Annotated in this window: 13 protein-coding genes and 1 pseudogene; 7 read left to right on the top strand and 7 right to left on the bottom strand. The window is 64.6% G+C overall.

The features are described from left to right. Positions 1 to 5: 5 nt before the first annotated feature. From B5D37_RS06720 to B5D37_RS06695, 5 genes are all read left to right on the top strand, one after another. Positions 6 to 3,425 (top strand): DNA methyltransferase, encoded by a 3,420-nt coding sequence (locus B5D37_RS06720; protein ID WP_078757943.1) that lies wholly within the window; start codon positions 6 to 8, stop codon positions 3,423 to 3,425. A gap of 76 nt (positions 3,426 to 3,501) precedes the next feature. Next, a complete protein-coding gene (locus B5D37_RS06715; RefSeq protein ID WP_143814183.1) occupies positions 3,502 to 6,780 on the top strand; it encodes a DEAD/DEAH box helicase family protein in 3,279 nt (1,092 codons plus the stop codon). An 889-nt stretch (positions 6,781 to 7,669) separates the two neighbouring features. Beyond that, positions 7,670 to 9,061 (top strand): hypothetical protein, encoded by a 1,392-nt coding sequence (locus tag B5D37_RS06705; protein WP_143814182.1) that lies wholly within the window; start codon positions 7,670 to 7,672, stop codon positions 9,059 to 9,061. A gap of 158 nt (positions 9,062 to 9,219) precedes the next feature. Further along, complete coding sequence (locus B5D37_RS06700; RefSeq protein ID WP_078757939.1) at positions 9,220 to 9,441, top strand: helix-turn-helix transcriptional regulator; 222 nt, start codon at positions 9,220 to 9,222, stop codon at positions 9,439 to 9,441. Between the two features lie 893 nt (positions 9,442 to 10,334). Beyond that, a complete protein-coding gene (locus B5D37_RS06695) occupies positions 10,335 to 11,213 on the top strand; it encodes an integrase domain-containing protein (RefSeq protein WP_078757938.1) in 879 nt (292 codons plus the stop codon). A gap of 129 nt (positions 11,214 to 11,342) precedes the next feature. On the opposite strand, the gene B5D37_RS14660 is transcribed toward B5D37_RS06695, so the two are convergent. From B5D37_RS14660 to tssA, 5 genes are all read right to left on the bottom strand, one after another. Then, positions 11,343 to 11,780, bottom strand: a complete 438-nt coding sequence (locus B5D37_RS14660; RefSeq protein WP_143814181.1) for a hypothetical protein — start codon at positions 11,778 to 11,780, stop codon at positions 11,343 to 11,345. An 82-nt stretch (positions 11,781 to 11,862) separates the two neighbouring features. After that, positions 11,863 to 12,684, bottom strand: a complete 822-nt coding sequence (locus B5D37_RS06690; protein WP_078757937.1) for a hypothetical protein — start codon at positions 12,682 to 12,684, stop codon at positions 11,863 to 11,865. A 276-nt stretch (positions 12,685 to 12,960) separates the two neighbouring features. Beyond that, complete coding sequence (locus tag B5D37_RS14655; RefSeq protein WP_143814180.1) at positions 12,961 to 13,479, bottom strand: hypothetical protein; 519 nt, start codon at positions 13,477 to 13,479, stop codon at positions 12,961 to 12,963. A gap of 453 nt (positions 13,480 to 13,932) precedes the next feature. After that, positions 13,933 to 15,120, bottom strand: a complete 1,188-nt coding sequence (locus B5D37_RS06685) for a tyrosine-type recombinase/integrase (RefSeq protein WP_078757936.1) — start codon at positions 15,118 to 15,120, stop codon at positions 13,933 to 13,935. 237 nt (positions 15,121 to 15,357) lie between these two features. Continuing rightward, entirely contained in the window at positions 15,358 to 16,392 is a 1,035-nt protein-coding gene (gene tssA, locus B5D37_RS06680; RefSeq protein ID WP_078757935.1) for a type VI secretion system protein TssA, read from the bottom strand. 134 nt (positions 16,393 to 16,526) lie between these two features. On the opposite strand from tssA, the gene B5D37_RS06675 reads away from it, so the two are divergent. Together B5D37_RS06675 and B5D37_RS06670 are read left to right on the top strand one after the other, a co-directional pair. Beyond that, positions 16,527 to 16,796, top strand: a complete 270-nt coding sequence (locus B5D37_RS06675; protein WP_078757934.1) for a YcgL domain-containing protein — start codon at positions 16,527 to 16,529, stop codon at positions 16,794 to 16,796. Then, positions 16,789 to 20,175, top strand: a complete 3,387-nt coding sequence (locus tag B5D37_RS06670) for an ankyrin repeat domain-containing protein (protein WP_078757933.1) — start codon at positions 16,789 to 16,791, stop codon at positions 20,173 to 20,175. The genes B5D37_RS06675 and B5D37_RS06670 overlap by 8 nt, the downstream gene beginning before the upstream one ends. Before the next feature lie 34 nt (positions 20,176 to 20,209). On the opposite strand, the gene B5D37_RS06665 is transcribed toward B5D37_RS06670, so the two are convergent. Both B5D37_RS06665 and rho read right to left on the bottom strand, forming a co-directional pair. Next, positions 20,210 to 22,030: a monovalent cation:proton antiporter-2 (CPA2) family protein gene (locus B5D37_RS06665; protein WP_078757932.1), complete on the bottom strand. Its 1,821-nt coding sequence runs from the start codon at positions 22,028 to 22,030 to the stop codon at positions 20,210 to 20,212. A gap of 92 nt (positions 22,031 to 22,122) precedes the next feature. Continuing rightward, positions 22,123 to 23,634 (bottom strand): annotated as a pseudogene (rho, locus tag B5D37_RS06660) (transcription termination factor Rho); the annotation flags it as partial. Between the last annotated feature and the right edge of the window lie 150 nt (positions 23,635 to 23,784).

Genomic DNA, 23,784 nt, shown 5'->3' with positions numbered 1-23,784 from the left:
TTCCGATGACCGACACCACACCCACCAAGTTCACCAAACTGGTCACCCTGCTCAAGGAGCTGTTCCAGCTCGACCAGCCCGACCTGGACTTCGGCATCTACCGGATCATGCACGCCAAAGCCCGCGAGGTGAGCCAATTCCTGGAGCGCGACCTGCTGCCGCAGGTGAAGGACGCCTTTGCCCAGTACCAGTCGGCCGACGGCGCGGAGCTGCGCAAAGAGCTTGCCGAGCTGGAGGCGACCCTGCGTCGAGTCAAGGTCGATCCAGACAACAACGAAGAGGTCCAGAAGCTGCGCGAGCAGCTCAAAAGCGCCATTGACTTGGGCGCGCTGGAAAACGAGGTCTACGACCACCTCTACAGCTTCTTCCGCCGCTACTACTCCGAAGGCGACTTCCTGGCCAAGCGGGTCTACAAGCCCGGCGTGTACGCCATCCCCTACGAGGGCGAGGAAGTCACCCTGCACTGGGCCAACAAGGACCAGTACTACATCAAGACTAACGAGTACCTGCGCGACTACGCCTTCCGACTCAAACCCGAAGCCGGCGAAGGCGAAGACCCCATGCGCGTGCGCTTCAAGTTGGTGGACGCGGCCGAGGGCGAGCACGGCAACGTCAAGGCCGCCGAGGGCAAGGACCGGATGTTCGTATTGGCGGCCGATGACTTCATCGCCGAGATTGCCGGCGAGCTGGAACTGCGCTTCGAGTACCGCCCCGCGACGCTGGAGGACTGGCCCGCCGACCAGCGCGACGGCAAGAAGAGGCCGCCTGCGCAGAAGGACCTGAGCGCATCCGCGGTGGCGACGATCCTGGCCGCTGGCAATGATCTCGGAAGCTGGCTGACGGAGTTGCGCAAGACGCACGTCATGGCCAACGGCGAGCAGGCCGACTACTCCCGGCTGGAGGCACACCTTCGCCGCTACACCGGCCGCAACACCTTCGACTACTTCATCCACAAGGACCTGGATGGCTTTCTGCGGCGCGAGCTGGACTTCTACATCAAGAACGAGGTGATGCATCTCGATGATGTGGAAAGCGAGACCGCGCCTCGCGTCGAGCAGTATCTTTCGAAGATCAAGGTGATTCGTCGCGTTGCGGGCAAGATCATCGACTTCGTGGCCCAGCTGGAGAACTTCCAAAAGAAACTGTGGCTGAAGAGAAAGCTAGTCGCGTCGACGAGCTACCTTGTAACCATCGACAAGCTCCCGCCTGTCTTGATCGACGAAGTTCTTGCGAGCAAAGATCAGCTCCAAGAATGGGAGAAGCTCTACAAGATTAGTACGTGGTCCGACTACAAGGCGCCAATCGGCAGAGACTTCCTCCTGGCAAACCCCGGTCTCTGTGTGGATACAGAATTGTTCTCGCCCGACTTTCAGTCTCGACTTCTGGCTGAGATTGAAACTCTCGATCAGGACACGCTGGGCATCCTGGTTCACTCGGACAACTTCCAGGCGCTGAGACTTGGTGCGGCGCGGTTTGCTTCGCAATTCAAGTCGATCTACATCGACCCGCCCTACAACACGAATAGCAGCTCGATCCCTTACAAGAACGACTACAAGCACTCGTCGTTCGCAACGTTCATGCGCGATCGGCTGGAGGCAAGTCATGCGTTGATTCGCGATGATGGAGCTATTTTCGTCAGCATCGATAAGACGGAGCGCACTGTAGTCGAGCATGCGCTGGACAGCGTATTTGGTGCTGATAACCACATCGAAGAGCTCATCTGGACGCAAGCAACGTCGAACGGCCAGCTGCCAAACTACTCGACCAATCACGAGTACGTCGAGGTCTACGCTAAAAGTCGCGCGGCTGTTGAATCAGACAAGGCGATGTTCCGCGAACCGAAGCCCGGCTACTCGGAGGTCATGGAGTTGGTGGCGCAGCTCAACGACCAGTTTCCTCCAATCGATGTCGTCGAGAGTGCGCTGAAGCAGCTCTATGAGCGGCACCGAGAGGAATACCGAGATGAAGTCATCGCCAGTGGAGCGGAGTGGGACGCGGATGCGAAGCGACAAGATCCGTGGCGTGGCATCTACCCTTATAGCCGGGCAGAGTACCGCGACGCTGATAGCAGGCTTGTAGACGAAAATGACGCGAAAGCTCTCGGAGGAAAGCTATGGGTCTGGAGTGAAATTCCTACTGGAGCACCAGCATCGAAGCAGTCGCCGACAACGCGTGATCCCAACCATGCGAACTACAGGTTCTACAAGCCGGTCCACCCGATAACCGGTCAGCCATGTCCTCACCCTCAAAGTGGCTGGAAGTTTCCGGCTGGCCCGATTGAGGGCGCTGGAGACCGACGCTCCTTCCAGTCGCTTCAGGACGAAGACAGGATCGCTTGGGGGGAAGATGAGAACAAGGTTCCAAGGACCAAGGGATTCCTCCATGAGGTAGAGACGAATATTGGTACTAGCGTCTTCTACGAGTACAACGACGGCGAAGCTGAACTGACCAACATGTTCGGTGAAACCGGACTATTCCTTTCGCCGAAAAGCTCGAAGTTCGTCAAGAAGTTCGTCCTGCAGACTGCTCGGTCGGGCGATTGGTTCTGCGACTTCTTTGGCGGAAGTGGTAGCTCTGCGCACGCCGTTGTGCAGGCCAACCGGGAAGATCGTGCAGGGCGGAAGTTCCTGATCGTCGAGGTTGGCAATCACTTCGATACCTTAACCAAGCCCAGGACAGTAAAGTCGCTCCTGTCCAGCGACTGGAAGGGCGGGGCGCCACGCAGCAGAGACTCGGTCAGCGCAGTCATGAAGGTGGTGCGGCTGGAGACCTACGAGGACGCGCTCAACAACATTGAGCTTAGGCAGCCTGCTGGACAGCAGGCGCTGTTCACGTCATCTGGCGGCGCACAACCCGGCCTGCGCGAGGACTATCTGCTGCGCTACCAGCTGGATGTGGAATCCCGTGGCAGTGCCTCGCTGCTCGACATCAAGGCCTTCTCCGACCCCACCGCCTACAAAATGTTGGTCAAGAGGCCCGGCAGCGACGAAAGCCGCGAGTCCAACGTCGACTTGCTGGAAACCTTCAACTGGCTACTAGGGCTGACTGTGGAGCACATTGCCGCGCCGCGCAGCTTTGCCGCGAAGTTCGAGCGTGATGATGAGGATCGTTTGCGGGTCAACGGGCGACTGAAACAGGACGCCGACGGCCCCTGGTGGTTCCGCACAGTCACCGGCACCACGCCGGAGGGCCGCAAGACACTGGTGATTTGGCGCAAGCTCACCGGCGACGCCGAGCAGGACAACCTGGTGCTGGAGACCTGGTTCCGCGACAAGCAGCTGTTCTCGGTACGCGACACCGAGTTCGACGTGATCTACGTCAACGGCGACAATACGCTTGAGAACATCCGGTTGGAGGACGAAAGCTGGAAGGTGCGCCTGACCGAGGAAGACTTTCAGCGCCTGATGTTCGAAGGGACGGACTGAGATGGCGGCGCTGAAGAAGGCCGCCACCAGAAAGGCGGCGAAGAAGACGGCCGGAAGGCCCCGTGCCCGGGCTCAGATGGCGGACTTCACGCAGTCGCTGGTCCTCAACCAGTGGCTGTTCGGCCTGTTCGGTCTGGACAGCACCGACGGCTATTACCCCTTGGAGGGTGGGCGCCGGGTGCCGCTGCTGGAGGCGTTCAAGCAACGCTTCCAGCTCAACGAGCACAGCGAGGAGGGGTTGGATGAGAACAACGTCCATCGCTTCCACCACGCAATGGTCAACCAGATCACCGGTGAGCTGCCCGGCGTCAGCCGCGACGAGTTGCTGGCCTTCGACCAGAACATCGTCCGCCACACCCTTACGCTGAACGCGGAGCGCAATCTGCGCCGCGAGCGGCCGGTCGTCTGGAAGTACTACCAGTACCTGGCCCTGCTGTTCGTCGAGATCTACCTGGATCGCTACTTCCGCGATCCGCAGGCGCTGGCTCAGGCGCTCAACGCCCACATCGGGGCGTTCAACGCCGGCAAGGAGGCGGGCCAGCAGCTCCCCGCGCTGGACGAGAGCCGCGACGCCGCCCAGGGCTTGAACAAGCTGGCCCTGTGGTGCGCCACTGGCAGCGGCAAGACCCTGCTGATGCACCTCAACCTGCGCCAGTACCAGCACCACTTGGCACAGGCCGGCCGCGTCGGTGAGCTCAACCGCATCATTCTGCTGACACCCAATGAGGGACTGAGCCACCAGCACCTGCAGGAGTTCGCCGCCGCGGGTATCGAGGCCGAGCTGTTCGACAAGAGCGCACGGGGCCTGTTCGCCGGCAAGGCGGTGGAGATCATCGACATCCACAAGCTGGGCGACGGCATGGGCGACAAGACCGTGGCCGTGGATGCCTTCGAGACCGGCAACCTGGTGCTGGTGGACGAAGGCCACCGCGGCGCCTCCGGGGGCGAGGCCGGAAAGTGGTTATCCCGCCGCGACCAGCTGTGCGAGAAGGGCTTCTCGTTCGAGTATTCGGCCACCTTCAAGCAGGCGGTTAAGGGCGACGCAAAACTCACGCAGCGTTACGTCCGCAGCATCGTCTTCGACTACTCGTATCGCTACTTCTATGGCGACGGCTACGGCAAGGACTACCAGATCCTCAACCTGGACGACGCTACCGAACAAGAGGGCCTCGACGTCTACCTGACGGCGTGTCTGCTCGCGGCGTACCAGCAACGGCGCTTGTTCGACGACCGGCAGGCGCTGCTGCGCGACTTCAACCTGGAGCGGCCGCTGTGGATCTTCGTTGGGGGTAGCGTCAATGCCGTGCGGAGGCAGGGCGGGCGCGATGTCTCGGATGTGACCGAAGTGCTGCTGTTTCTGTCCCGGTTCGCGATTGATAGGGCGCGGTCGGAGCGGACGATCACGGCGCTTCTTGGCGAAGGGCTACCCGCCGCCTCTGGCCAGAATCCGTTCGCCAACCGCTTCGGCTACCTGAACGAGCTGGATCTTCCGTCGGCCGCGCTGTTCGCCGACATCTGCGCGCGGCTGTTCAATGCCCCTGGCGGCGGCGGCGCGCTGCACGTGGAGTACCTGAAGGGTGCCGACGGCGAGCTGGCCCTGAGGCTGGGCAACAACGACCCCTTCGGCGTGATCAACGTTGGCGACGCGAAGAAGCTGTACGACCTGTGCGACGCCACGCCGGGACTGGTGGCTGAGGAGCGGGATTTTGCCGGCTCGCTGTTCCGTCGCATCAATGACCGCGACAACGCCATCAGCCTACTTATCGGCTCGCGCAAGTTCACCGAGGGCTGGAACTCCTGGCGCGTGAGCACCCTGGGTCTGATGAAGATCGGCCAGAGCGAGGGTGCCCAGATCATCCAGCTGTTCGGCCGCGGCGTGCGCTTGAAGGGCTATGGCTGGAGCCTGAAGCGCAGCAAGGCGTTGCGCCTTCCGGCGGGTATGGAGCGCCCCCGGCACATCGAGCTCCTGGAAACGCTGAACGTCTTCGGCGTCCACGCGGACTACATGGCCCAGTTCAAGCAGTTCCTGGAGGACGAAGGACTGCCGTCGAACCAGGACAGCGAGGAGATCGTGCTGCCGGTGCTGCGCAACCTGGGCACGCACAAGCTCAAGATCATCCGGCTCAAGCCCGAGATCCACGGCGTGCGGACCGCGTTCGGCGTCGCCTTTCGCCAACTGGCGCCGGTCCCGCAGCTCGCGCCACCGCAGGGTGAAGCGGACCACTGGCTGCTGCGCAACCGGGTGCAGCTCAACTGGTACCCGAAGATCCAGGCGATGAAGGCGGCCGGGCTGGCTGGCGGCGACGGCGTAGCCGAGCTCGAGCGCGGCAAACTGGGGCCGAAGCATGTAGCGCTGCTGGACCTGGATCGCGCCTGGTTCGAGCTGATCCGCTTCAAGAACGAGCGAGGCTGGCACAACTTCGACATCCCGCGCCCCTCGGTCGACCGCCTGCTGGCCGACACCGACTGGTACGACCTGCTGATCCCCGAATCGATGCTGGCCATGGACAGCTTCGCCAAGGTGGCGATCTGGCAGGAGATCGCGGAGACGCTGCTGAAGAAGTACGCCGAGCGCTACTACAGCTTCCGCAAGAAGGGCTGGGAGGAGCCACACCTGGAATACGCCGAGCTGGACGCAGGCGACCCGAACTTCCCCGAGGCCGGTGCCGGTGTGGGCGAGGAGCAGGGCGTGTACCGCGTATCAGTGGAGAAGTCCGAGGAGGCGCTGATCACCCAGCTGCGGCAGCTTGGTGACGAGCTCCGCAGGCGCGCTGGCGTGGCCGACAAGGCGTACAGCGGCGGGCAGGCGAAGCTGGAGGTGATGTCGTTCAAGGGTCACCTGTACGAACCGCTGATCAAGGCTAGCGGCGCCAACATCACCGTCCGGCCGGTGTCACTGAACGACGGAGAGATGCGCTTCGTCAGTCGCCTGAAGGACTACTGCGCCGCACATCCGGAAGAGTTCGAGGACCGCCCGCTGTTCCTGCTGCGCAACATGAGCCGCGGCCGCGGCATCGGTTTCTTCGAGGCCGGCAACTTCCATCCTGACTTCATTGTCTGGCGCATCGACGGTGCCAGGCAGCGCATCTGCTTCGTCGACCCCAAGGGCATCCGCCAGCTCGACACCATCGAGGACTCGAAGATCCAGTTCCATCGCACTATCCGTGAGATCGAGGCCCGTATGGGCGATCCGGACGTCAGCCTGCGCAGTTATATCGTCTCAGGCACGTCTGCAGCGGAAATGGAGATGCACTGGAAGGTGACCCGCCAGAGGATGGCCGAGCGGAACATCCTGTTCGACGAGGACGAAAACTACGTTGCGCGTCTGATTGAGGAGTCGGTGCCAACATTATGAGCGCGAAGACCAGACCGGCAGACGGGTGAGGACGGAATTGAAGCGGACGATCTCGGGAACGAGTTGTGCGCGGAGATTCTGGTCGAACGTCCGCTCACAGCCGTAGTGGCTTGTCAGCCGCTCGCGCACGAGCCTTACCCAATGCAGAGTGGCAGCGGGGTGGCGCTCCCTCTCGGTGAGTTCAGTCTGTTCGCTTTCCTCCAAGAGATCGATCAGGGTGCTTTCGAACAATCCTGGCGGGCACCACCAATTCCTTCCTATGCCAAGTGGGCCGAACCACGGTACCGATATCGCGACATCCGTCGCGGCCCCGATGCTTGGAAATAGTGTCGTCCCATCGCTCGATATAAGGGAGTGTACGGATTCGCGAGTTACCACCTCTACCCACGCGCGGCTACCAAACGGAAGCACGGTGATGCACCGCAGGTGACCGCGGGACATGCGGGGGATCGCATCGATAGGGAGGCTTGAGGGGAGTCGCATAGTGAGGGCAGTGGCGAAGGAACCATGATTCTCGGGTGCAACCGGTCGCAAATGAGCACCAACCGACCCGTATTTGTGTGAGGTTGGGTGTCGCAAGCCGCCGGCACTCGCCGCCTCATGGCGGGCCCTGATCCGCACAGCACCGACTGGGCGCGGCTACGGTGACTTCAGAACGCAATGGCCGCAGGCTGAGATTGCTGCCGCTTCCCTCGGACACAGCAGTGCCGCCGGTAGAAGGCGATCGAAGAGTTTGCTTCGTCACCGCCGACCTCACGTCGTCACGATTCCGACGCCGCTCATCCTCTGCTTCGTCCGTCCTGCCATTGTTGAACCAGCCGCTTTCGCAGCGTTGACCGGGAGGGATGCGGCCCGCAGTATCAGGAAGAAGACGGTCTGGGGGCGGCCAATGAAATGGATCAAGGGGGGAAAGGCGGCCATAAAGGGATTGGCAGACGCGACCTACACCGTGGCGAGCTACGTCGGCAAGCAAGAAGACACGATAGCTGGGGGCGTGCGTTCCGCCATCGATTCCGCTGGGCGAGCCGTCGCCAAGGCTGGAGCGGCCACCGATCAACGGGGCCGTCACGCAGAAGAACGCGGCAAGGCGCGAGCCGCTGGTCCAAGTGGCACAGCGGGCCGCACTGCTGCGGGCGCCGGCATCCTGCTGGGAAGAGGAGTGGCGCTGGTCGGCGCTGGAATTCGTACCGGTGGGGAGCTGACTGCACGAGCGGCGCCTGCGTTGGGTGCTGCGACTGGTGGCTTTGCGCTCGGTGGCAGTTCGGTCGTCTCGGAGGTAATCGATAGTGTCGCCTTGAGCCAAAGCGATCTCGACGAACTCCGGTCCGAGATTGCGGGGTACGGCGACAGGATCCGCCGCGACGCGGGGCGTTTGGAGCAGCGTGTCCATGCAGCGCAGAAGGCGCGTCGGCGCGATGAGCTGCTCGACCAACTCGTGGTGGGCGGGGTCTCCCTCGCATATGTGTTGGATCACCCTGACAGGGTCCCGGAAGAGGTCCTGCGAGCGTTCGAGCTGGCTTATCCCGGTGTCGCGACCACGGAAAGTTTTGCCGACGTCGTAGAGCGCCTCCCTATGGAAGCACTGCCAGGGTTCGTGTCCGGGGTGAAGGGAAAGCTTTTCGAGGTCGAGCTGGTTGACCATTTCAACAATGGTGGTCTCCCGGATGGTCTCCACGCTGATCTTGCGGGTTCTGCTACCCAGTCCGGGTGGGACATCCGCATCCTGGACGAGCAGGGACAGGTCGTGGATGCGATCCAGGCCAAGGCCACCGAATCCGTGCAGTACGTGTTGGATGCTCTGGAGCGCTATCCGGGCATTGACGTCGTATCCACGAGCGAAGTCCATGCGCAGTTGCTGGCCATGGGCATGGCGGAGCGTGTATCCGACAGCGGCGTCACCGAAGCATCGCTCCAGGCGGCTGTGGAACAAGCGGCGGGAGGTGTGGATTTCGGCGTGGGTGATCTGATGCCGTCGGTCTTGGGGCTTGCCGTTATCAGCCTTTCGTTGATGCTGGATCCGAAGATGACCTGGATCGAGCGTGCCAGCCAACTTGGCTCCCGGGGGGCGCGAGTCGGTGCTGCCGGCGCGGCCGCGAAGGTCGCGATGGTGGTGACCCAAACCTGGTGGTTGGGCCTGTTGGCCGGCGTGGGCTCAGGCTGGCTCGCGGCCAAGGGACGATCCAGGCGGGAGCAGTACGAAGCGCTCCGGCAGGCAGTGTTGCTGCTGCGCACCCGCTATGAGGGCGCCGAACCGATGGGGCTCCTGCCTACGCCAGGGTGAATCAAAGTGCGAGATGTCCTGCGCAGTTGTCCCGAAACAATGGGATAGCCGAACCGTTGTGCGTCGTGCGGCGTGGAAGAGGCGGAGATCGTAACCGGCGGCAAAAAGCCTTGGGTTGGATAGCTGAAGAGCGGGGTACCGCCCCTACCATTGCAGGTATGGATAACGACCGTTTGATCCGTTTGCCCGCCGTGGTTGCAATGACTGGCCTTAGTCGGTCTAAAATCTACCGCCGCGTCGCGGCTGGATCTTTTCCGCCGCAGACCCGCTTGGGACCACGCACTTCAGCATGGTGCTTTCACGAGGTGAGCGCCTGGATCAATGAGCGCATCGCTGAACGAGATGCTCCGCGATCTTCGTGGTCTAGAAGGCGAGTGTGACGGTGTGCTTCCTACCCGTGCACCCCTAGTGTTGAAGTTGGCCGACCGGCGTCGACAACACTTTCTGAAAGAGTTAGGCCAGTCGTAGGCGTTCAACCCTGCCGGACATTCGGCAAGATCCGGCACCTGCTCTAACGCCGGCAGCTAGCGGGGAGCAGCCTAGCTCCAGCGAAAGATGGTCGGGCAGCGCCTGGTTTGCTAGAGCTGGGTCTCGGACCTTGGGGGCACGTATCCATGCTTCCGCGTGCGACTGAACTCGAACTTGTGTTCAGGATAGTCGGATGCACACAGCACTTCACATCACCGTGGGACGTCTCTGCCGCCCGGCTTCGCGTTTAACCGGGGGTCAAAAGGTGCTGGCTGGAGGATTGAATAGTGCCCGCCAACTCGTACCATCAGCTCCAGTAGCAACGCGACGGCCGCAATAGCCGACACTGCCTGAGAAAGTGACGCTTTCTGGAAACGGGGTCACCGCACCCTGAAAGCTCGACCACGCCTGCCCGCCACGCCGGCAGCCCTGGCCAAAGAGAAAGTGAGCGACTACCTCAAGGCGAATCCGCCGCGATCGTCGGACTACCTGTCCTAGTGGGACAAGACATCTATCAATGAGGTGCCGAGGAATCTCCCCGGTGCTGTACATCGATGCCGCCTGGCATCCGGAGGACTCACCCCATGATCTCAATCGTTCCCATTCGGGACTCCCCACTTCCGCACATGCGGCAGCTCGCAGGGCCACCTGACGTGCTGAGGGGATCGGCACTCAACCTTTGTTGAAGCCGGCCAGCACGATTGGATCTGCCCCCGGGTGACTGACTTCGTCATCTATTTTTTGGCCGCGTAGATGCGGCTGTCGGGGGCGCTCCAGTTGGCTGGTCGGCATCAATGGAGGTGTTATGAGCAAGAAATCTGAAGCCCGCTCCAGCGCTCGCGGGGCTGCTAAAGCGGCGGGCGGCGCGCACCTGACCAAGCAGGCACGATTAGGCACCCTGACGCGGCTGTTCCAACACCTTGAACACTTTGGGTTCCAGGTGGCCGGCCCGGGTGCGCTGCGGGAGAAACACGTCGTCCACTACATTGAGTCGCGGCTTGCAGAGGGGAAAAGTCTCCGTACGCTGCAGAACGAAGCAGCACACATACGCAGTGCGATGCGAGCGGTTGGCCGCCATCAGGCAGCTGACTCCGTGAGCATCTGCAATGCCGCACTTCGGATCAGCGGAACGGACCGATCGGGTACGAAGACCGCTGCTACACCGGAGCAATACCAAGCTGCGATCGCGGCCGCCTCTGCCATCGATCCTGGATTGGTGGCAGTTCTGAAGCTCGAGCGGACCCTCGGCTTACGCGCTGCCGAAGCCGTTCGGTGCGGGCCTTCGCTGTCCAGCTGGGAGCGCGATCTGCGGGCGGGCAAGCCGGTCACCATCATTCATGGGACGAAGGGTGGACGACGGCGCGACAGCGAACCGGCTAATCGACTGCTAGCACTTGAGGCCGTCTCGGAAGCGAGATCTGTTGCGGACGCCCGAGGAGCAAAGCTGATCGGCTGTCCCGATTTGCGTGCGGCCATGACTTGGTATCGCAACATCATGCACCGCGCGATCTCCCCTCTTGCAGGCATCACCGGGCACTGCCTGCGCTATGCCTATGCCGCGGATCGGCTGGCAGCGTACGAGGGATCCGGTGAGGCGCGGCGAGAGGCCTTAGCCCAAACCTCTATTGATCTGGGTCATGGGGACGGTCGAGGCCAGTACGTACAGGCGGTTTACACGCGCTAGGTGGCGCCCTAGCCCCACACTATCCGATCGGAGTTGGATGCCCGTTCCGCGAGCTGCGTACCGGGCAAGCCAGGCCAAAGCGCGATCTGGGGCCGAAGGGGCAATCTAGGACAATCTGTCGGACAACTACTAGTCGCGAGAAACGATAGCTTCTGCTTCTTTGATAGCCCCAGCGCACATTTCAGGCCGTCCTGTCTTTGCTCCGTTGCTTCCGTGGGCGACAAAGCCCGCGATCCAATGGTCGACACTCCACTCCATGGCCTGGGCGGCATCTAGATACTGAGATGCGGGAATTTTGTGTCCTTCGATCCACTCCATGGCTACATCAAGCCTCCATTCAATGAGTCGCGTCCTGAGAGCGCGAGCTGTCTCAGAGCGCTGCTGCTGTGGTTCGCAATACAAACGGATCACAGTCGCTGCATGCACGGCCATGCGATACTCGAGCGGAGCGGTCGACGCCAGTCTTAGCAGGTCATTCATGGCAAGTGGTGCGACGGGGTTGGCGGCCATAAGGGGGGCGGCCGCCGTGACCACGCATGCGAAAAGAGCGGGACGAAGTACTTTCATGTATCTCCTATCGACGATTCGGAGCCATCTGGCGGCCCGTTTGTAGATGTATGGCAACCAAGCGGGCTGCCTAGTCTTTGCTTCATATCTCCGCATACTTCTCGGCGGCCTCCAGCGTTGCTCTGAGAGAGCTGGCTTGAGCAGAAGCGTCAGTTGCGAGGTAAGGGCGATTGCCGAAATCCTTAATGCTGCCAATAATGGGTTCAAGAACGACACGAGTGCTGTTTGCGTTGCGAATCTCCAATGTCGTCCAACGCTCGTCGCCGGTTACAAAACCCACAGTAAAGGTCACGGTGTACGCATCGCCGGGCTTCAGGCCGCCGTCTCTGCGATAGTCGTTCGACAGGATCGACGTAGCTACTGCCTCCGCACCATCATTTACGTACAGGCTGGCCTGCCAGCTCAGGCTGCTCACCGGAAGTGAGGAGCCATTCGAAATTGAAGCCGTAACTTTCGGTTGCTGCCCGAAGAAGTTCTTGTCAAGGAAGAACCTCGCGTCAGTAGCTGTGACCTTGCGCAGTTCCTCCCGCAGGGGCTCTTGAGCTTCTGCCTCCGCTTCGAGTGCTTCGATGCGCTTGGGGTAAGTCTCCCGAACCTTCCCAACCTCGGCGCGAATGATCTTTCGCGGAGTGCTGTCCGGATACTCGCGATGCACCCTGTCCACGTCGAAGTCGGACACCGCCCAATCGAAAGCCTCACGTTCAAACTCAGTTGCCTCGGACATGGGCGCGAGAGAAGTGCGGTAGGCATCCAAGCCTTTGCCTGTGACCAGCCTGCCGTCGAGAGGGCCGGTACATCCAACCGCCATCGTTGCCGCGATGATTGCGAGAGCGCCTAAGCCCCCGCGATAAGAAAGCGCTCTGCTCATGTTAACGATGTCCTTTTTTTGCAAGATTGGAGCCATACCGCGTGTCCAACTGCACGGTTGTCGGTGCAGCCGGATCCAGCGCCGACGCACGCCGCGACGCTCCTGCCGGCTGATGCTGTAGCTGCTCGTCACTGCGTTTAGCGGTGGCGAAGAGCCTTATCGGCGGCACGTAAGAGATCTTTAGCGGGAATGTGAGCCCGTGGGCCGCCCGCTCCGCCCTACCATTGCTACTCAGGCTGGGATGCATGAGCAGCGACCTTTCAGCTGACTTTCGGAAGCGGTCCCATTGCGCATGCGGACACCGCACCACCATCACCAGTCACTCCCGAAGCCGCCAGAGCCATAGCTGTCGAAGCTGTCCGTACTGGAGAAGCAGTCTGACGACGAGAAGCAGTCGAGACTTGAGGAGCTGTCAAAGGAGGCTAAGCAATCGTAGGTGGCACCAGTGCAGCCCAATCCGGAGAGGTACGTATCGTCTGCACTCGTGCCGTAGAGATTTCCTCCCACGTCCAGGCCTGCCGCACCTCCGACCATGATCAAACCGCTCGCTGGATTGATGTCGGTCCCTCGGTGAAGTTCGCCAGGAGGCACGGCCCCGAGAGTTCGATCGCTTGAATCAACGGCTGCAATAGGGGTGAAGTCCCAATCGTGGGAGGGCGAGTACCCGGAGTCGTTGGATGAGCTCCAGTCGGACCGGTCCTCGCCGAAGACGATGTCAGCGTTCCCCGAACCTAGTGCGTCAGCTTTCGAGGTGGCGCGGGCCACCCGCAGGGGAGCAGCCGATTTCCAAAGACGGGTCATTACGATGTCGATGAAGAACAGAAGGTTCACGATTTGCCTCGTTGTTGTGTGGCGATAGGTAAGATGTCGATCAGCGCCGGACTAGCCAACGCCACGCCCAGCGAATGGCTTTGCCGGCCGTCTGGAGCAGCAATAGCGAAGGCTCGAAGAAGTCATGCACCGCTGCGCGGACTCCCGCCCGAAGAGCGTCAAGGACGTTGGCGGGCTCTCGCGGTCGGTGGTGCTTACGGCGTGGCTGGCGTTCCATGTTTCCTCCGGGCTCACCACCCATCATCAAGCGACGGCGTCGAGTGATTGGGGGTGTAACGAGGAAACCACGCGCGCTCTGCGATGAAAGTTAGTAGCGAGGGGGAAGCGACGAGGACCTGTTCTAGTGCAAGCGCTTTCCCTACGCACAATGTCGCAGTGGCAGAACATCAGGAGACGTCATGTCTTCCGTGCCAGACGGCTGACTGCAACGCCTCATCCCACGCCGTCGGCGTATTAGCTCTTGCGTAGCAAGTCCAAGTGGTCGGCCCATTCCTGCAGCATTTCCCGGCGCTCGACCTTGTATAGGTGTCGGTTGTAGGCCGCGCGGGTCTTGCTCATAGGCGCGTGTGCCAGGCACAGCTCGATGACGTCAACGTTGGCATTGATGCCGTTGAAGTGCGTGCTGAATACCGCTCGCATGCCGTGGGGTGTGCCGATGCTGCTGTAGCCCAGCCGATCCATCACAGCGTTCAAGCTGCGGTTGGCCATCGGGCGCTTGGGATCACGGCGATTGGGGAACAGGAGCTCTTGCCCCACGGGAAGCAACTTTCGTAGCTCGTGCAGCAATCGCAGTGCTTGCGACGAAAGAGGTATCCAGTGCGGACGTTTGGACTTCATGCGCTCGGCAGGAATCTCCCACTCCCCCGTCTCCATATCGACTTCGCTCCACTTGCCACCAATGACTTCGGACTTCCGGCAAGCGGTGAGCATCACCAACAGCATGGCGATGCGGGTGTGCTCATTGATTCGGGACCGGTCATCCAGCTGCTTGATGAACTCGCCGATCATCGAGGAAGGAAGTGCAGGGTGGTTCTTCTTGTCCCGCTTCTTGAGTACTCGAACTGAAGGAACAGGATTGGCTACGATCAATCCAGTGTCGATGGCGTATTCGAAGATGCACCATAGGTAGTTGCGCACGTTGCGAGCCACTTCCGGCGCACGCTTCTCAACCGACTTCAGCAGCGCCGTGATCTCGACCCGGGTGATGTCCTTGATGGGGCGACTCTTGAGCTTGGGAAGCAGGTCGTTGCGTATCTCCCGCTCGCGCTGCTCGCGCGTCGTTTTACGTAAGCCATGCACCGTTGCGGCGCACCAGTCACTTGCAACGGCTGCAAACGAGCCCCTTTCCCGCACCAGCTGAGCTTGGATCAGCGCCTGCTTCCGGTCTCTCCTGGCGAGGACCGGGTTGATCCCCTGCGCTACCAGGCGCCTTGACTCGGCATGGCTCTGCCGAGCTTCTGCAAGGCCGACCTCAGGGTACCGCCCCAAAGCATCAAGCCCTTCGACGCCGCCAAGCCGGAACTTGTACCGCCACAGCTTCCCGCCTTTGGGCTGTACCAGCAGGTAGAGCCCATGGCTATCGGAGAGTTTGTAGGCCTTGGCTGTGGGCTTGGCAGCCTTGATCTGGACAGCAGTAAGCATGGACGAAGTATCAGCATCGGGGCTTCAGCATACCCCCAGCGATACCCCCACAAAACTTGGCACGTCGTGGGACGAGCTGAGCTCCACTGGGACGAGTTCCTACCTAAGTCATTGAAATAAAAAGGAGATAAACTGAGTTCCGGGATGACTTGGAATTGCTGGGGTCGTCAATGAACATTCCAGCTGGCGATTTTCATGTGGACAGTCTAGCCGGCCGGCTGCCGGGCCTGGCCAGGGTCAGTGCTCGCGTTCGCGCGCCAGGTCCAGCATTTCTTCCATGCGCTCCAGTGTCTGTTCGTCCTTGATCACCTGCTTGAGCCAGGCGTGCAGGGGCATCTCGCCCCAGTTCGCGGCCTTGTCCGCGAGATAGGCCACCGGGCTGTGCGGCTCGGTGCGCCGGAAGAATTCCGCGACCCGGCGCAACTGGGCAATGGCCTCGCGCCTGCTGGCCGGTTCGCCTGTCGGGGGCGCCGCGAGCACCGGTGCGGGGGGCGCCGCAGGATTGGCGGGCAGCGGGGTCGCCGCACCACTTTCCGCCGGGAGGGCCGGTACGCCGGCGCTCCCGCCCAGCCTGCGTGCGGTGGCGGAGACGCGCTCCAGTTGGTCGCGCAACGGGGTGAAGCTGGGGCCTTCCTGCCCGAGCCGCGCATCCACCACCTGTTCCAGTTCCTCCAGGGCGGCCGCGCACGCTGGCAGGAGCGCCAGCAACTCTGCGTAGAAGGCGTATGGGGTTTCGCGGCGGGCTGCTTCCAGGTCTTCGGGCGAGGGGGTGTCTTGGGAGCCGCCGACGGCACTGCTGGCCGCCTCGAAATCGGCGAGGCCGTGGCTGCCTCCTGCGGCACGCGTCAGCGGTGCCCGGCGCAGCCATTCCCCGGAGTGGGAGACCAGCCAGTCCAGCTGGCCGATACGCTGCTCGGCGTCGCCCTCCTCGATCAGTGGATACAGCTCGTCCCACCACGTGCCGCAAAGCGCGGCAAACAGCCGGTATCCATCGAGGATGCCGGCCACGCCATGCTGGCGGGCACGGGCTTCGGCCCACCATCCGGCAAGGCGCAGGTCCTTGCTCCGTTGCCGCAGCAGCGCCGCGCACTGCCGCTCGACCAACGCCCAGTCGGCGGTCTTGAGATCGGTGACCCACTCGCCCTGTTCCAGCGAGGGATCGTCGGCGCGGCGGGCTTCAAGGATGGCGTCGTACTCGGTGGAGAACGACAGGTCTTCCCCGGCGGGGGCGGCCTGGGAAACAGGCAGGAGCAGATCGTCCAGATCCAGCATGGCAGTCCATTGCTTAGCGGTGGTCGGGGGATTCTAGCCGGCCGCGCAGGCTGAACGCCCGTGTTCGCCGGCCGCTGTGCTGCGGGTATGCTGTGGCACTCCTATTTCGCCGCGCCGCTTCCCGGCCGCCGCACATGCAAGCGTACGTCTACAAGAGCATCCGCAAGCCCGACACCTATGTGTTCCTGGCGGCGCGCGACGACTTCGAGCGCGTGCCCGAGTCCGTGCGCCTGCCGCTGGGAACGCTGCAGTTCGTCATGGAACTGGCAGTGACGCCGGAGCGGAAGCTGGCGCGCTCCGACGCGCAGGTGGTGAGGACCAACCTGGCCGCGCGTGGCTACCACCTGCAGATGCCGCCGACGATGTCGGACCCGATGACTTCCGACTGGGGTACCGATGGCTGATCCGACGCCCGCACGATGGCCGCTTGCGGTGCTCGCCGCCATTGCGGCCGGACTGGCCCTGCTCGCCGGCCTGGGTGGCTGGGTGGCTGCGCTGGCCGGGACACTGTGCCAGCCCCTGCTGGCCCTGGCGGCGCGGTACCGGCGCAAGCGAGAGGTGCCGGACCATGTCCGCCTGCGGCGGGAGCTGCCTCCCGTTGCGATCCTGTGGGCCGTGGCCGTGGCCGGGTTCGGGCTCGTCGTGTCGTGGCCGCTGTCCGCACTGGTCGACAGCGGTTCACTGCTGGCCGCGCTCGGTCTGAGTACCGTCGTAGGCGTTTCGCTGCTGGTGCTGTGGCGCTGGTGGCCGGTGTGGCAGGGACTGGAGCGGGATGGCGGCGCACTGGGGGACCATCGCCGCGCGCTGGGCGGGCTCGAACCAGGCGCCTGGCGCGGGTTGGGCGTGGCCGTGGCCGTGGCCGCGGTGTGTGGCCTGGTGGTGGCGCTGGCGTGGCCCGGCCTGCTGGCGGCGCCGGTCCGGTGGCTGGTCGCGTTGGCCTTGCTGCTGGGGTCGGCGGGTCTCCACGTGTGGCTGCAGCAGGTGATGCCGGCGCAGGCACTGGAATATCTCTACGAGGAGAGTGCGGAGGATGCGGTCGACCCTGCCGGGGCGACGGTCCCGGAGGTGCTGCCGGCTGCTCCCGTGGCCGCTATCGAGCCGGTGGGGCCGGTGCCGGACGCCGTGGCCGATGTCGTGCGCGCCCCCAGCGAGCCGCTCGAACCCGATCTGTATGAAGCCGCGCGCAGCGGGCGGGTCGAGCGCGCGCTGGAGCTGATCGAGGCCGGAGCCGATCCGCACGCGATGCCCCCGGCCGCTGATCGTGACCAGCGCAGCCTCGCGGCGCTCGCGGCGGTATTGCCGGATCTGCGGCTGCTGCGTGGCCTGATCGCCCGGGGCGTCGACCTCAACATCCGCCATGCCGGCCTCACCCCGCTGCTGGCCGCCACGCGCGACAGCTGGCACGGACGGCCGGACGCCGTCATGACGTTGCTGGCCAACGGCGCCGACCCCCGTGCCACCGATGCCGACGGCAATACGCCGTTGCACTTTGCCGCCCGCAGTTCCGATCCCGGTGTCGCCGCCCTGCTGCGCGACGCTGCCGCGGAGCTCGAGTCGCTCAACCATGAAGGTCTCGCACCGCTCGGCGTGGCCTGCGCTGCCGGCAACTGGCGGCTTGCGCGCTTCCTGCTCGAGCGCGGCGCCCGTCCCGAGCCCGTGGGCGGAAAGCCGGCGCTGCTGGCCGCGGCCGGCGGCGAAGATGACGATCCTGCCGGCGTCGCCCTGCTGCTCAAGTTCAAGGCCAGGGTGGGAGCCACCAGCGAGAGCGGGCGGACGGCATTGCACGAAGCGTCGCTCGCCGGCCATGTGGACATCGCCACTGCCCTGTTGTCCGCCGGAGCCGACGTCGCCACCCCCGACGGAGCCGGTTCCACGCCGGTCCACGAAGCGGCACGCGCGGGCCATTCGCGGGTGCTGGAGCTGTTGCTCGAGGCGGAGGGAGCCCGCGTGCCCGCTGTGGTCGGGCCGGACCAGGAGGGGCGCACGCCGCTGATGCTTGCCTGCATGGCGGAGGGCGTCGCGCCCCCGCTGGTGGAGCGCCTGCTCGCGCTGGGGATCGACCCGGAGCAGCGCGACCACGAAGGCAAGCGGGCGCTCGAACTTGCGGCAGCGGCCGGGCGCTGGTCGCTGGTCGCGATTCTGGACGCGAATCACCCGATGCCCGGGTCGCTGTCGGGCGTGGACGGGGACGAGCGGGCGATGGCCGACCGCGCCCCGGCGGCCATCCTGCGCGAGGGACTCGGGGAAGGGCGCGAGCATGCGCTCGACGCCGTGGCCGCACTGCTCGGCCCCCGCGAACTCGGCGCGCTGATGCACGACCAGGAGGCACTGGTGCCTCCGCACCAGATCGAATGGCTGCTCGCGCGCGGCGCCGACCCCGAAGTCCGTGACGGCTCGGGCCGGACGCCGATGGAACTCCTGCTGGGCACGGGGCCACGCGCCGTGCCGTCGCTGAGGGCGCTGCTGGATGCCGCGGTGTCCCCGGCGGGGCGCGGTGGATTGGCCCGGTTCCTGGCCGCCTGCGCGAGCGGCGAGCAGGGCGGACGCGCCTGCGAAGGCCTCGCGGTCGAACTGCTGGATCGTGGTGCCGACCCTTTCGGCGCGACGGCCGCAGGCGACCTGCCGTTGACGCTGGCGGTCCGGCTGGGCTGGTCGCAACTGCTCGATCGGCTGTTGCAGGCGGGCGTCGCACTCGATGTCCGCGACAGCCACGGGATGAGCGCGCTCCACCTGGCGGCCGCCCTGGGTCGCCAGGACATGCTCAAGAGATTGATCGCCCGGGGCGCCTCTCCCGGCCTGCTGGCGGCCGATGGACAGACACCGCTGGGCGTGGCGTTGTCGACGGGGCGCCGCGACCTCGCGGACTGGCTGGACTGGCGCGGCTGGCCGCTGCCGGGCCGGCCGCTCCAGGCCTCCGACGTGCCGGCGGCCGCCATCGTCGGTGATGCCGACGCCGTGCGCCGCCTGCTCGACCTGGGCCTGTCGCCCGACGCGATGGATGCCCAGGGTTGCACCGCCCTGCTGCGTGCGGCCGGAGGTGGCCACCGGGCGGTGGTGGACCTGCTGCTGGCGCGCCGTGCGGATCCGACGGTCGCGGCGGAATCGGGTGCCACCGCGCTGTCCGCGGCCGTCAGCATGCGGCACGCGGAGATCGTCGACCGGCTGCTGGCGGCGGGCGCCGAGCTTGAGCAGCGCTTGCCGGGTGGCGTCACCGTATTGATGGTGGCGGCTGCCCTGGGCCTCCCCGACCTGGTGGCGCGCCTGCTTGCGGCCGGGGCCGACGTCCATGCCGTGGACGAACAGGGGCGCACGCCATTGCATTGCGCCGCCATGTTCGGCTTCTCCGCGCGCGACCGGACCCGTCTCGTCGCCCTGTTCGACACGCTCCTGCTCGCGGGCGCGGAGACCGACCCCGAGGATGGATCGGCCGGTGCGACGCCGTTGCTGCTGCTGCTGGGCGCGCGTGCCGAACCGGGTACCGCCGCCGATGAAGATGTACTGGCAGCGGGGCTGGAGCAACTGGCGGACCACGAAGCGCGTCTTGACGTGCAGGACGCCCGCGGCTTCGGCCCTTTGCACCTGGCGGCCCTGCATGGCCTGATGGGCATCGTGAAATGGCTGCTTCGTGCCGGTGCCGACCCCGAGCTGCGGGACAGCCTCAACCGGAGTCCGCGGGAAGTGGCGGTGATGCGAGGTTTCATCGACATCGCCGCCGAGCTGGGTCCGGCCGCCGCCGCGGGTGGGGAGGTGTCCATGGCGAGGTTCCTGCGGGACAGGAGCTGACGGGCAAACGGCCCGGGCACCGACCAAGGCCGGTTCAATCCTCGTTTGCGCGGCGCCCCGAGATGCTGCCCAGCACGCCCGTTCCACGGTCCGCATCGAACAACTGCTCCAGCTCGACCCGCGCCTCGCTCGAAGCCTGCATCACGGCGTCGTCGTCATCGTGCACCAGGTACTGGGCATTCAGCAGCCGCTGGTCGTGGGCGAGGAACTGCCGCGCGTGGTCCTGGGCGACCTCCGGCGCAATGCCCAGGGCCACCAGCACGTCCTCCCCCAGCTTCAGGCTCGAATGCAGCATCTCGCGGACTGCCTGGGCGCCCAGGTCCATCAGCTCCCAGGCGTGGCGGCGGTCGCGCGCGCGCGCCAGGACCCGCGCCTCCGGATAGAGACGCCGGATCGCCCGCACGGTGCGCAGGCTGCCGGCGGGGTCGTCGATCGCCACCACGAATACCCGCACATGCGCGGCGCCCGCCGACCGCAGCAGTTCCGGTTTCGCCGGGTCCCCATAGAACAGGGGATTGCCGAACCGGCGCATGAAGTCGACCTGGTCGGCACTGTGTTCGATGGCGATGAAGGGCACCTTCTGTGCCACCAGCAGGCGCGCGACGATCTGTCCAAAACGGCCGAAGCCGGCGATCAGCACCTGGGGGTGCCCATCCTCCGGCAGCGGGTCGGCAGGGGGCTGCGGAGCAGCGTGTTTCGTTGCCCTCAGCAGCTTCGCGAGCGTCACCACCAGCAGCGGGGTCAGCGCCATCGACAGCCCCACCACGGCGACCAGCAGGTCGCGCAGTTCGCGGTCAACCAGGCCGGCGCGCAGTGCTTCGGCGAAGACCACGAACGCGAACTCGCCACCCAGTGCCAGCACCGCCGCCAGTTGCAGCGCCTCGCGGCGCTCAAGGCCACCGGGGCGGATGCCAACGGCGTACACCAGCGCGAACTTCGTCGCCATCAGGCCGGTCACCAGCAGAGCGACGAGCGCTGGCTGGGCAATCACGCCCTGCAGGTCGATGCTCATGCCGACGGCCATGAAGAACAGCCCGAGCAGCAGGCCCTTGAAGGGCTCCACCTGGGCCTCGAGCTCGTGGCGGAACTCGGAATCGGCCAGCAGTACACCGGCCAGGAAGGCCCCCAGGCCCGCCGACAGGCCCGCGACCTGCATCAGCCAGGCCGCGCCAAGGACGGTAAGCAACGCGGCTCCGGTGAAGACCTCGGGCATCTGGCTGCGGGCGACGATCCGGAATACGTAACGGAGCAGCACCCGGCCGCCCAGCACCACGGCGGCAATCGCGCCGACCGCCTTCAGCACCACGGGCCAGCCCAGCCCGGCACCTTCCGCGGCGGCGGCCTGGCCAAGCAGCGGAATCGCCGCCAGCAGCGGGATCGCGGCAAGATCCTGGAACAGAAGGATGGCGAAGGCCAGGCGTCCGTGCTCCGCCGTCAGCGACTTGCGTTCCGACAACAACTGCAGCCCGACCGCGGTGGACGACAGGGCAAGCCCGAGACCGACCACCAGTGCGGCCTTGAATCCGAGCCCGCCGGCCACGGCCATGGCCGCGAGCGCGAAGCCGCACACGGCGACCTGCATCCCGCCGGCCCCGAACACCGGCTTGCGCATGACCTTCAAACGCGAAGGCGACAGCTCCAGGCCGATGACGAAGAGCATCATCACCACGCCGATTTCCGATGCCGCCAGTACCGGCTCGGCATTGCGGATGACGCGCAAGCCATACGGGCCCAGTACAAGGCCGGCCGCGAGATAGCCGAGCACCGCGCCCAGGCCGAAACGCCGGAACACCGGCACCGCGATCACCGCGGCGAGCAGAAATACGAGCGCGAGTTCCAGTCCACCGCCGTGCATTCGGCACCTCCAGTCGAAGGATTATGACGCCTCGCCGAACGATGAAAAAAGCCCCGCGATCGCGGGGCTTTTTCTCTGTCGCTTGTCCGGCGCTAGCGCCTCATCGAAGCGAAGAACTCGTCGTTGGACTTGGAGCTCTTCATCTTGTCGAGCAGGAACTCCATCGCGCCGATCTCGTCCATGCCATGCAGCAGCTTGCGCAGGATCCAGATCTTCTGCAGCAGCTCGGGCTCGATCAGGTAGTCCTCGCGGCGGGTGCCGGAGCGGTTGATGTCGATCGCGGGGTAGACGCGCTTCTCGGCGATGCGGCGGTTCAGGTGCACTTCGCTGTTGCCGGTGCCCTTGAACTCCTCGTAGATCACCTCGTCCATCTTGCTGCCGGTATCGACCAGCGCGGTGGCGATGATGCTCAGCGAGCCGCCTTCCTCGACGTTGCGCGCGGCGCCGAAGAAGCGCTTCGGGCGGTGCAGGGCATTGGCGTCGACGCCGCCCGACAGCACCTTGCCGGAGCTCGGCAGGACATTATTGTAGGCGCGCGCCAGGCGGGTGATCGAGTCCAGCAGGATCACCACGTCCTTCTTGTGTTCGACCAGGCGCTTGGCCCGTTCGATCACCATATCGGCGACCTGCACGTGGCGGCCGGCCGGCTCGTCGAAGGTCGAGCTGATCACCTCGCCGCGCACGGTGCGCTGCATCTCGGTGACTTCCTCGGGCCGCTCGTCGATCAGCAGCACGATCAGGTGCACGTCCGGGTGGTTGTGGCTGATGGCGGTGGCGACCTGCTGCATCAGCATGGTCTTACCGGCCTTCGGCGGCGACACGATCAGTGCGCGCTGGCCCTTGCCCTGCGGGGCCATCAGGTCGAGGATCCGGCCGGTGATGTCCTCGGTGCTGCCGTCGCCGCGCTCGAGCTTGAACTTGCGGCGCGGGAACAGCGCGGTCAGGTTCTCGAACAGGACCTTGTTCTTGGAGGCTTCCAGCGGCTCGCCATTGATGGTGTCGACCACCGCCAGTGCGAAGTAGCGTTCGCCGTCCTTCGGGAAGCGGATGCGCCCGGAGAGATGGTCGCCGGTGCGCAGGTTGAAGCGGCGGATCTGGCTGGGCGACACATAGGTATCGTCCGGGCCTGCCAGGTAGCTGGCTTCGGCCGCGCGCAGGAAGCCGAAGCCGTCAGGCAGGATCTCCAGCACGCCATCGGCGGCGACGCCCTCGCCGTGGCGCGTAAGCACCTTGAGCACGGCGAAGATCACGTCCTGCTTGCGTGCGCGGGCGACGCCTTCCTGGATGTTCAGCTGGTCGGCGATCTCCAGCAGCTTCGCGGCGGGCATCTGCTTGAGGTCACCGAGCGAGTACTGCGGGAAGCCTTCGGGCACCTGCGGGTTCGGCCGCGGGACGAAGGCCTCGTTGCCGCCGTCATCGCTGGGCAGCCCGTCGCGGTTGCGCCCGCCGCCGCCACCGCCACCACGCTCGCGCCGGTTGCGGAACCGCTCGCGACGGTTGCCACGGCCGCCGTCCTGCTGCTCGCCACGGTTCTGGTTACCGCGCTGCTGGTCGCCACGACCGGCATTTCCGCCACCGTCGCCCTGGCCTTCGCCGCCACCCTGGCGGGATTCGCCGCCGGCGGATTCATTGCCAGCCGGCTGCTTGGCCTGGGGCTTCTGCTCACCCTGCGGCTTGGCGTCGGACGAAGCCTCCGCCTTGGGCGCGGGCTTGCCGTCGGCCTTCGACTGCTCCGGCTTGCCGGCATCGTCGCT

It is taken from the genome of Lysobacter spongiicola DSM 21749 (genome assembly GCF_900167055.1).
GTDB lineage: Bacteria > Pseudomonadota > Gammaproteobacteria > Xanthomonadales > Xanthomonadaceae > Novilysobacter > Novilysobacter spongiicola.
Note: the sequence above shows the minus strand (reverse complement) of the source record. Positions and strands in the feature narration are given on the sequence as shown.

What these genes read in the sequence shown, in the direction of transcription:
- B5D37_RS06720 (WP_078757943.1), top strand. Translation starts at nt 6, where the DNA reads ATGACCGACACCACACCCACCAAGTTCACCAAACTGGTCACCCTGCTC.
- B5D37_RS06715 (WP_143814183.1), top strand. Translation starts at nt 3,502, where the DNA reads ATGGCGGACTTCACGCAGTCGCTGGTCCTCAACCAGTGGCTGTTCGGC.
- B5D37_RS06705 (WP_143814182.1), top strand. Translation starts at nt 7,670, where the DNA reads ATGAAATGGATCAAGGGGGGAAAGGCGGCCATAAAGGGATTGGCAGAC.
- B5D37_RS06700 (WP_078757939.1), top strand. Translation starts at nt 9,220, where the DNA reads ATGGATAACGACCGTTTGATCCGTTTGCCCGCCGTGGTTGCAATGACT.
- B5D37_RS06695 (WP_078757938.1), top strand. Translation starts at nt 10,335, where the DNA reads ATGAGCAAGAAATCTGAAGCCCGCTCCAGCGCTCGCGGGGCTGCTAAA.
- B5D37_RS14660 (WP_143814181.1), bottom strand. Translation starts at nt 11,780, where the DNA reads ATGAAAGTACTTCGTCCCGCTCTTTTCGCATGCGTGGTCACGGCGGCC.
- B5D37_RS06690 (WP_078757937.1), bottom strand. Translation starts at nt 12,684, where the DNA reads ATGGCTCCAATCTTGCAAAAAAAGGACATCGTTAACATGAGCAGAGCG.
- B5D37_RS06685 (WP_078757936.1), bottom strand. Translation starts at nt 15,120, where the DNA reads ATGCTTACTGCTGTCCAGATCAAGGCTGCCAAGCCCACAGCCAAGGCC.
- tssA (WP_078757935.1), bottom strand. Translation starts at nt 16,392, where the DNA reads ATGCTGGATCTGGACGATCTGCTCCTGCCTGTTTCCCAGGCCGCCCCC.
- B5D37_RS06675 (WP_078757934.1), top strand. Translation starts at nt 16,527, where the DNA reads ATGCAAGCGTACGTCTACAAGAGCATCCGCAAGCCCGACACCTATGTG.
- B5D37_RS06670 (WP_078757933.1), top strand. Translation starts at nt 16,789, where the DNA reads ATGGCTGATCCGACGCCCGCACGATGGCCGCTTGCGGTGCTCGCCGCC.
- B5D37_RS06665 (WP_078757932.1), bottom strand. Translation starts at nt 22,030, where the DNA reads ATGCACGGCGGTGGACTGGAACTCGCGCTCGTATTTCTGCTCGCCGCG.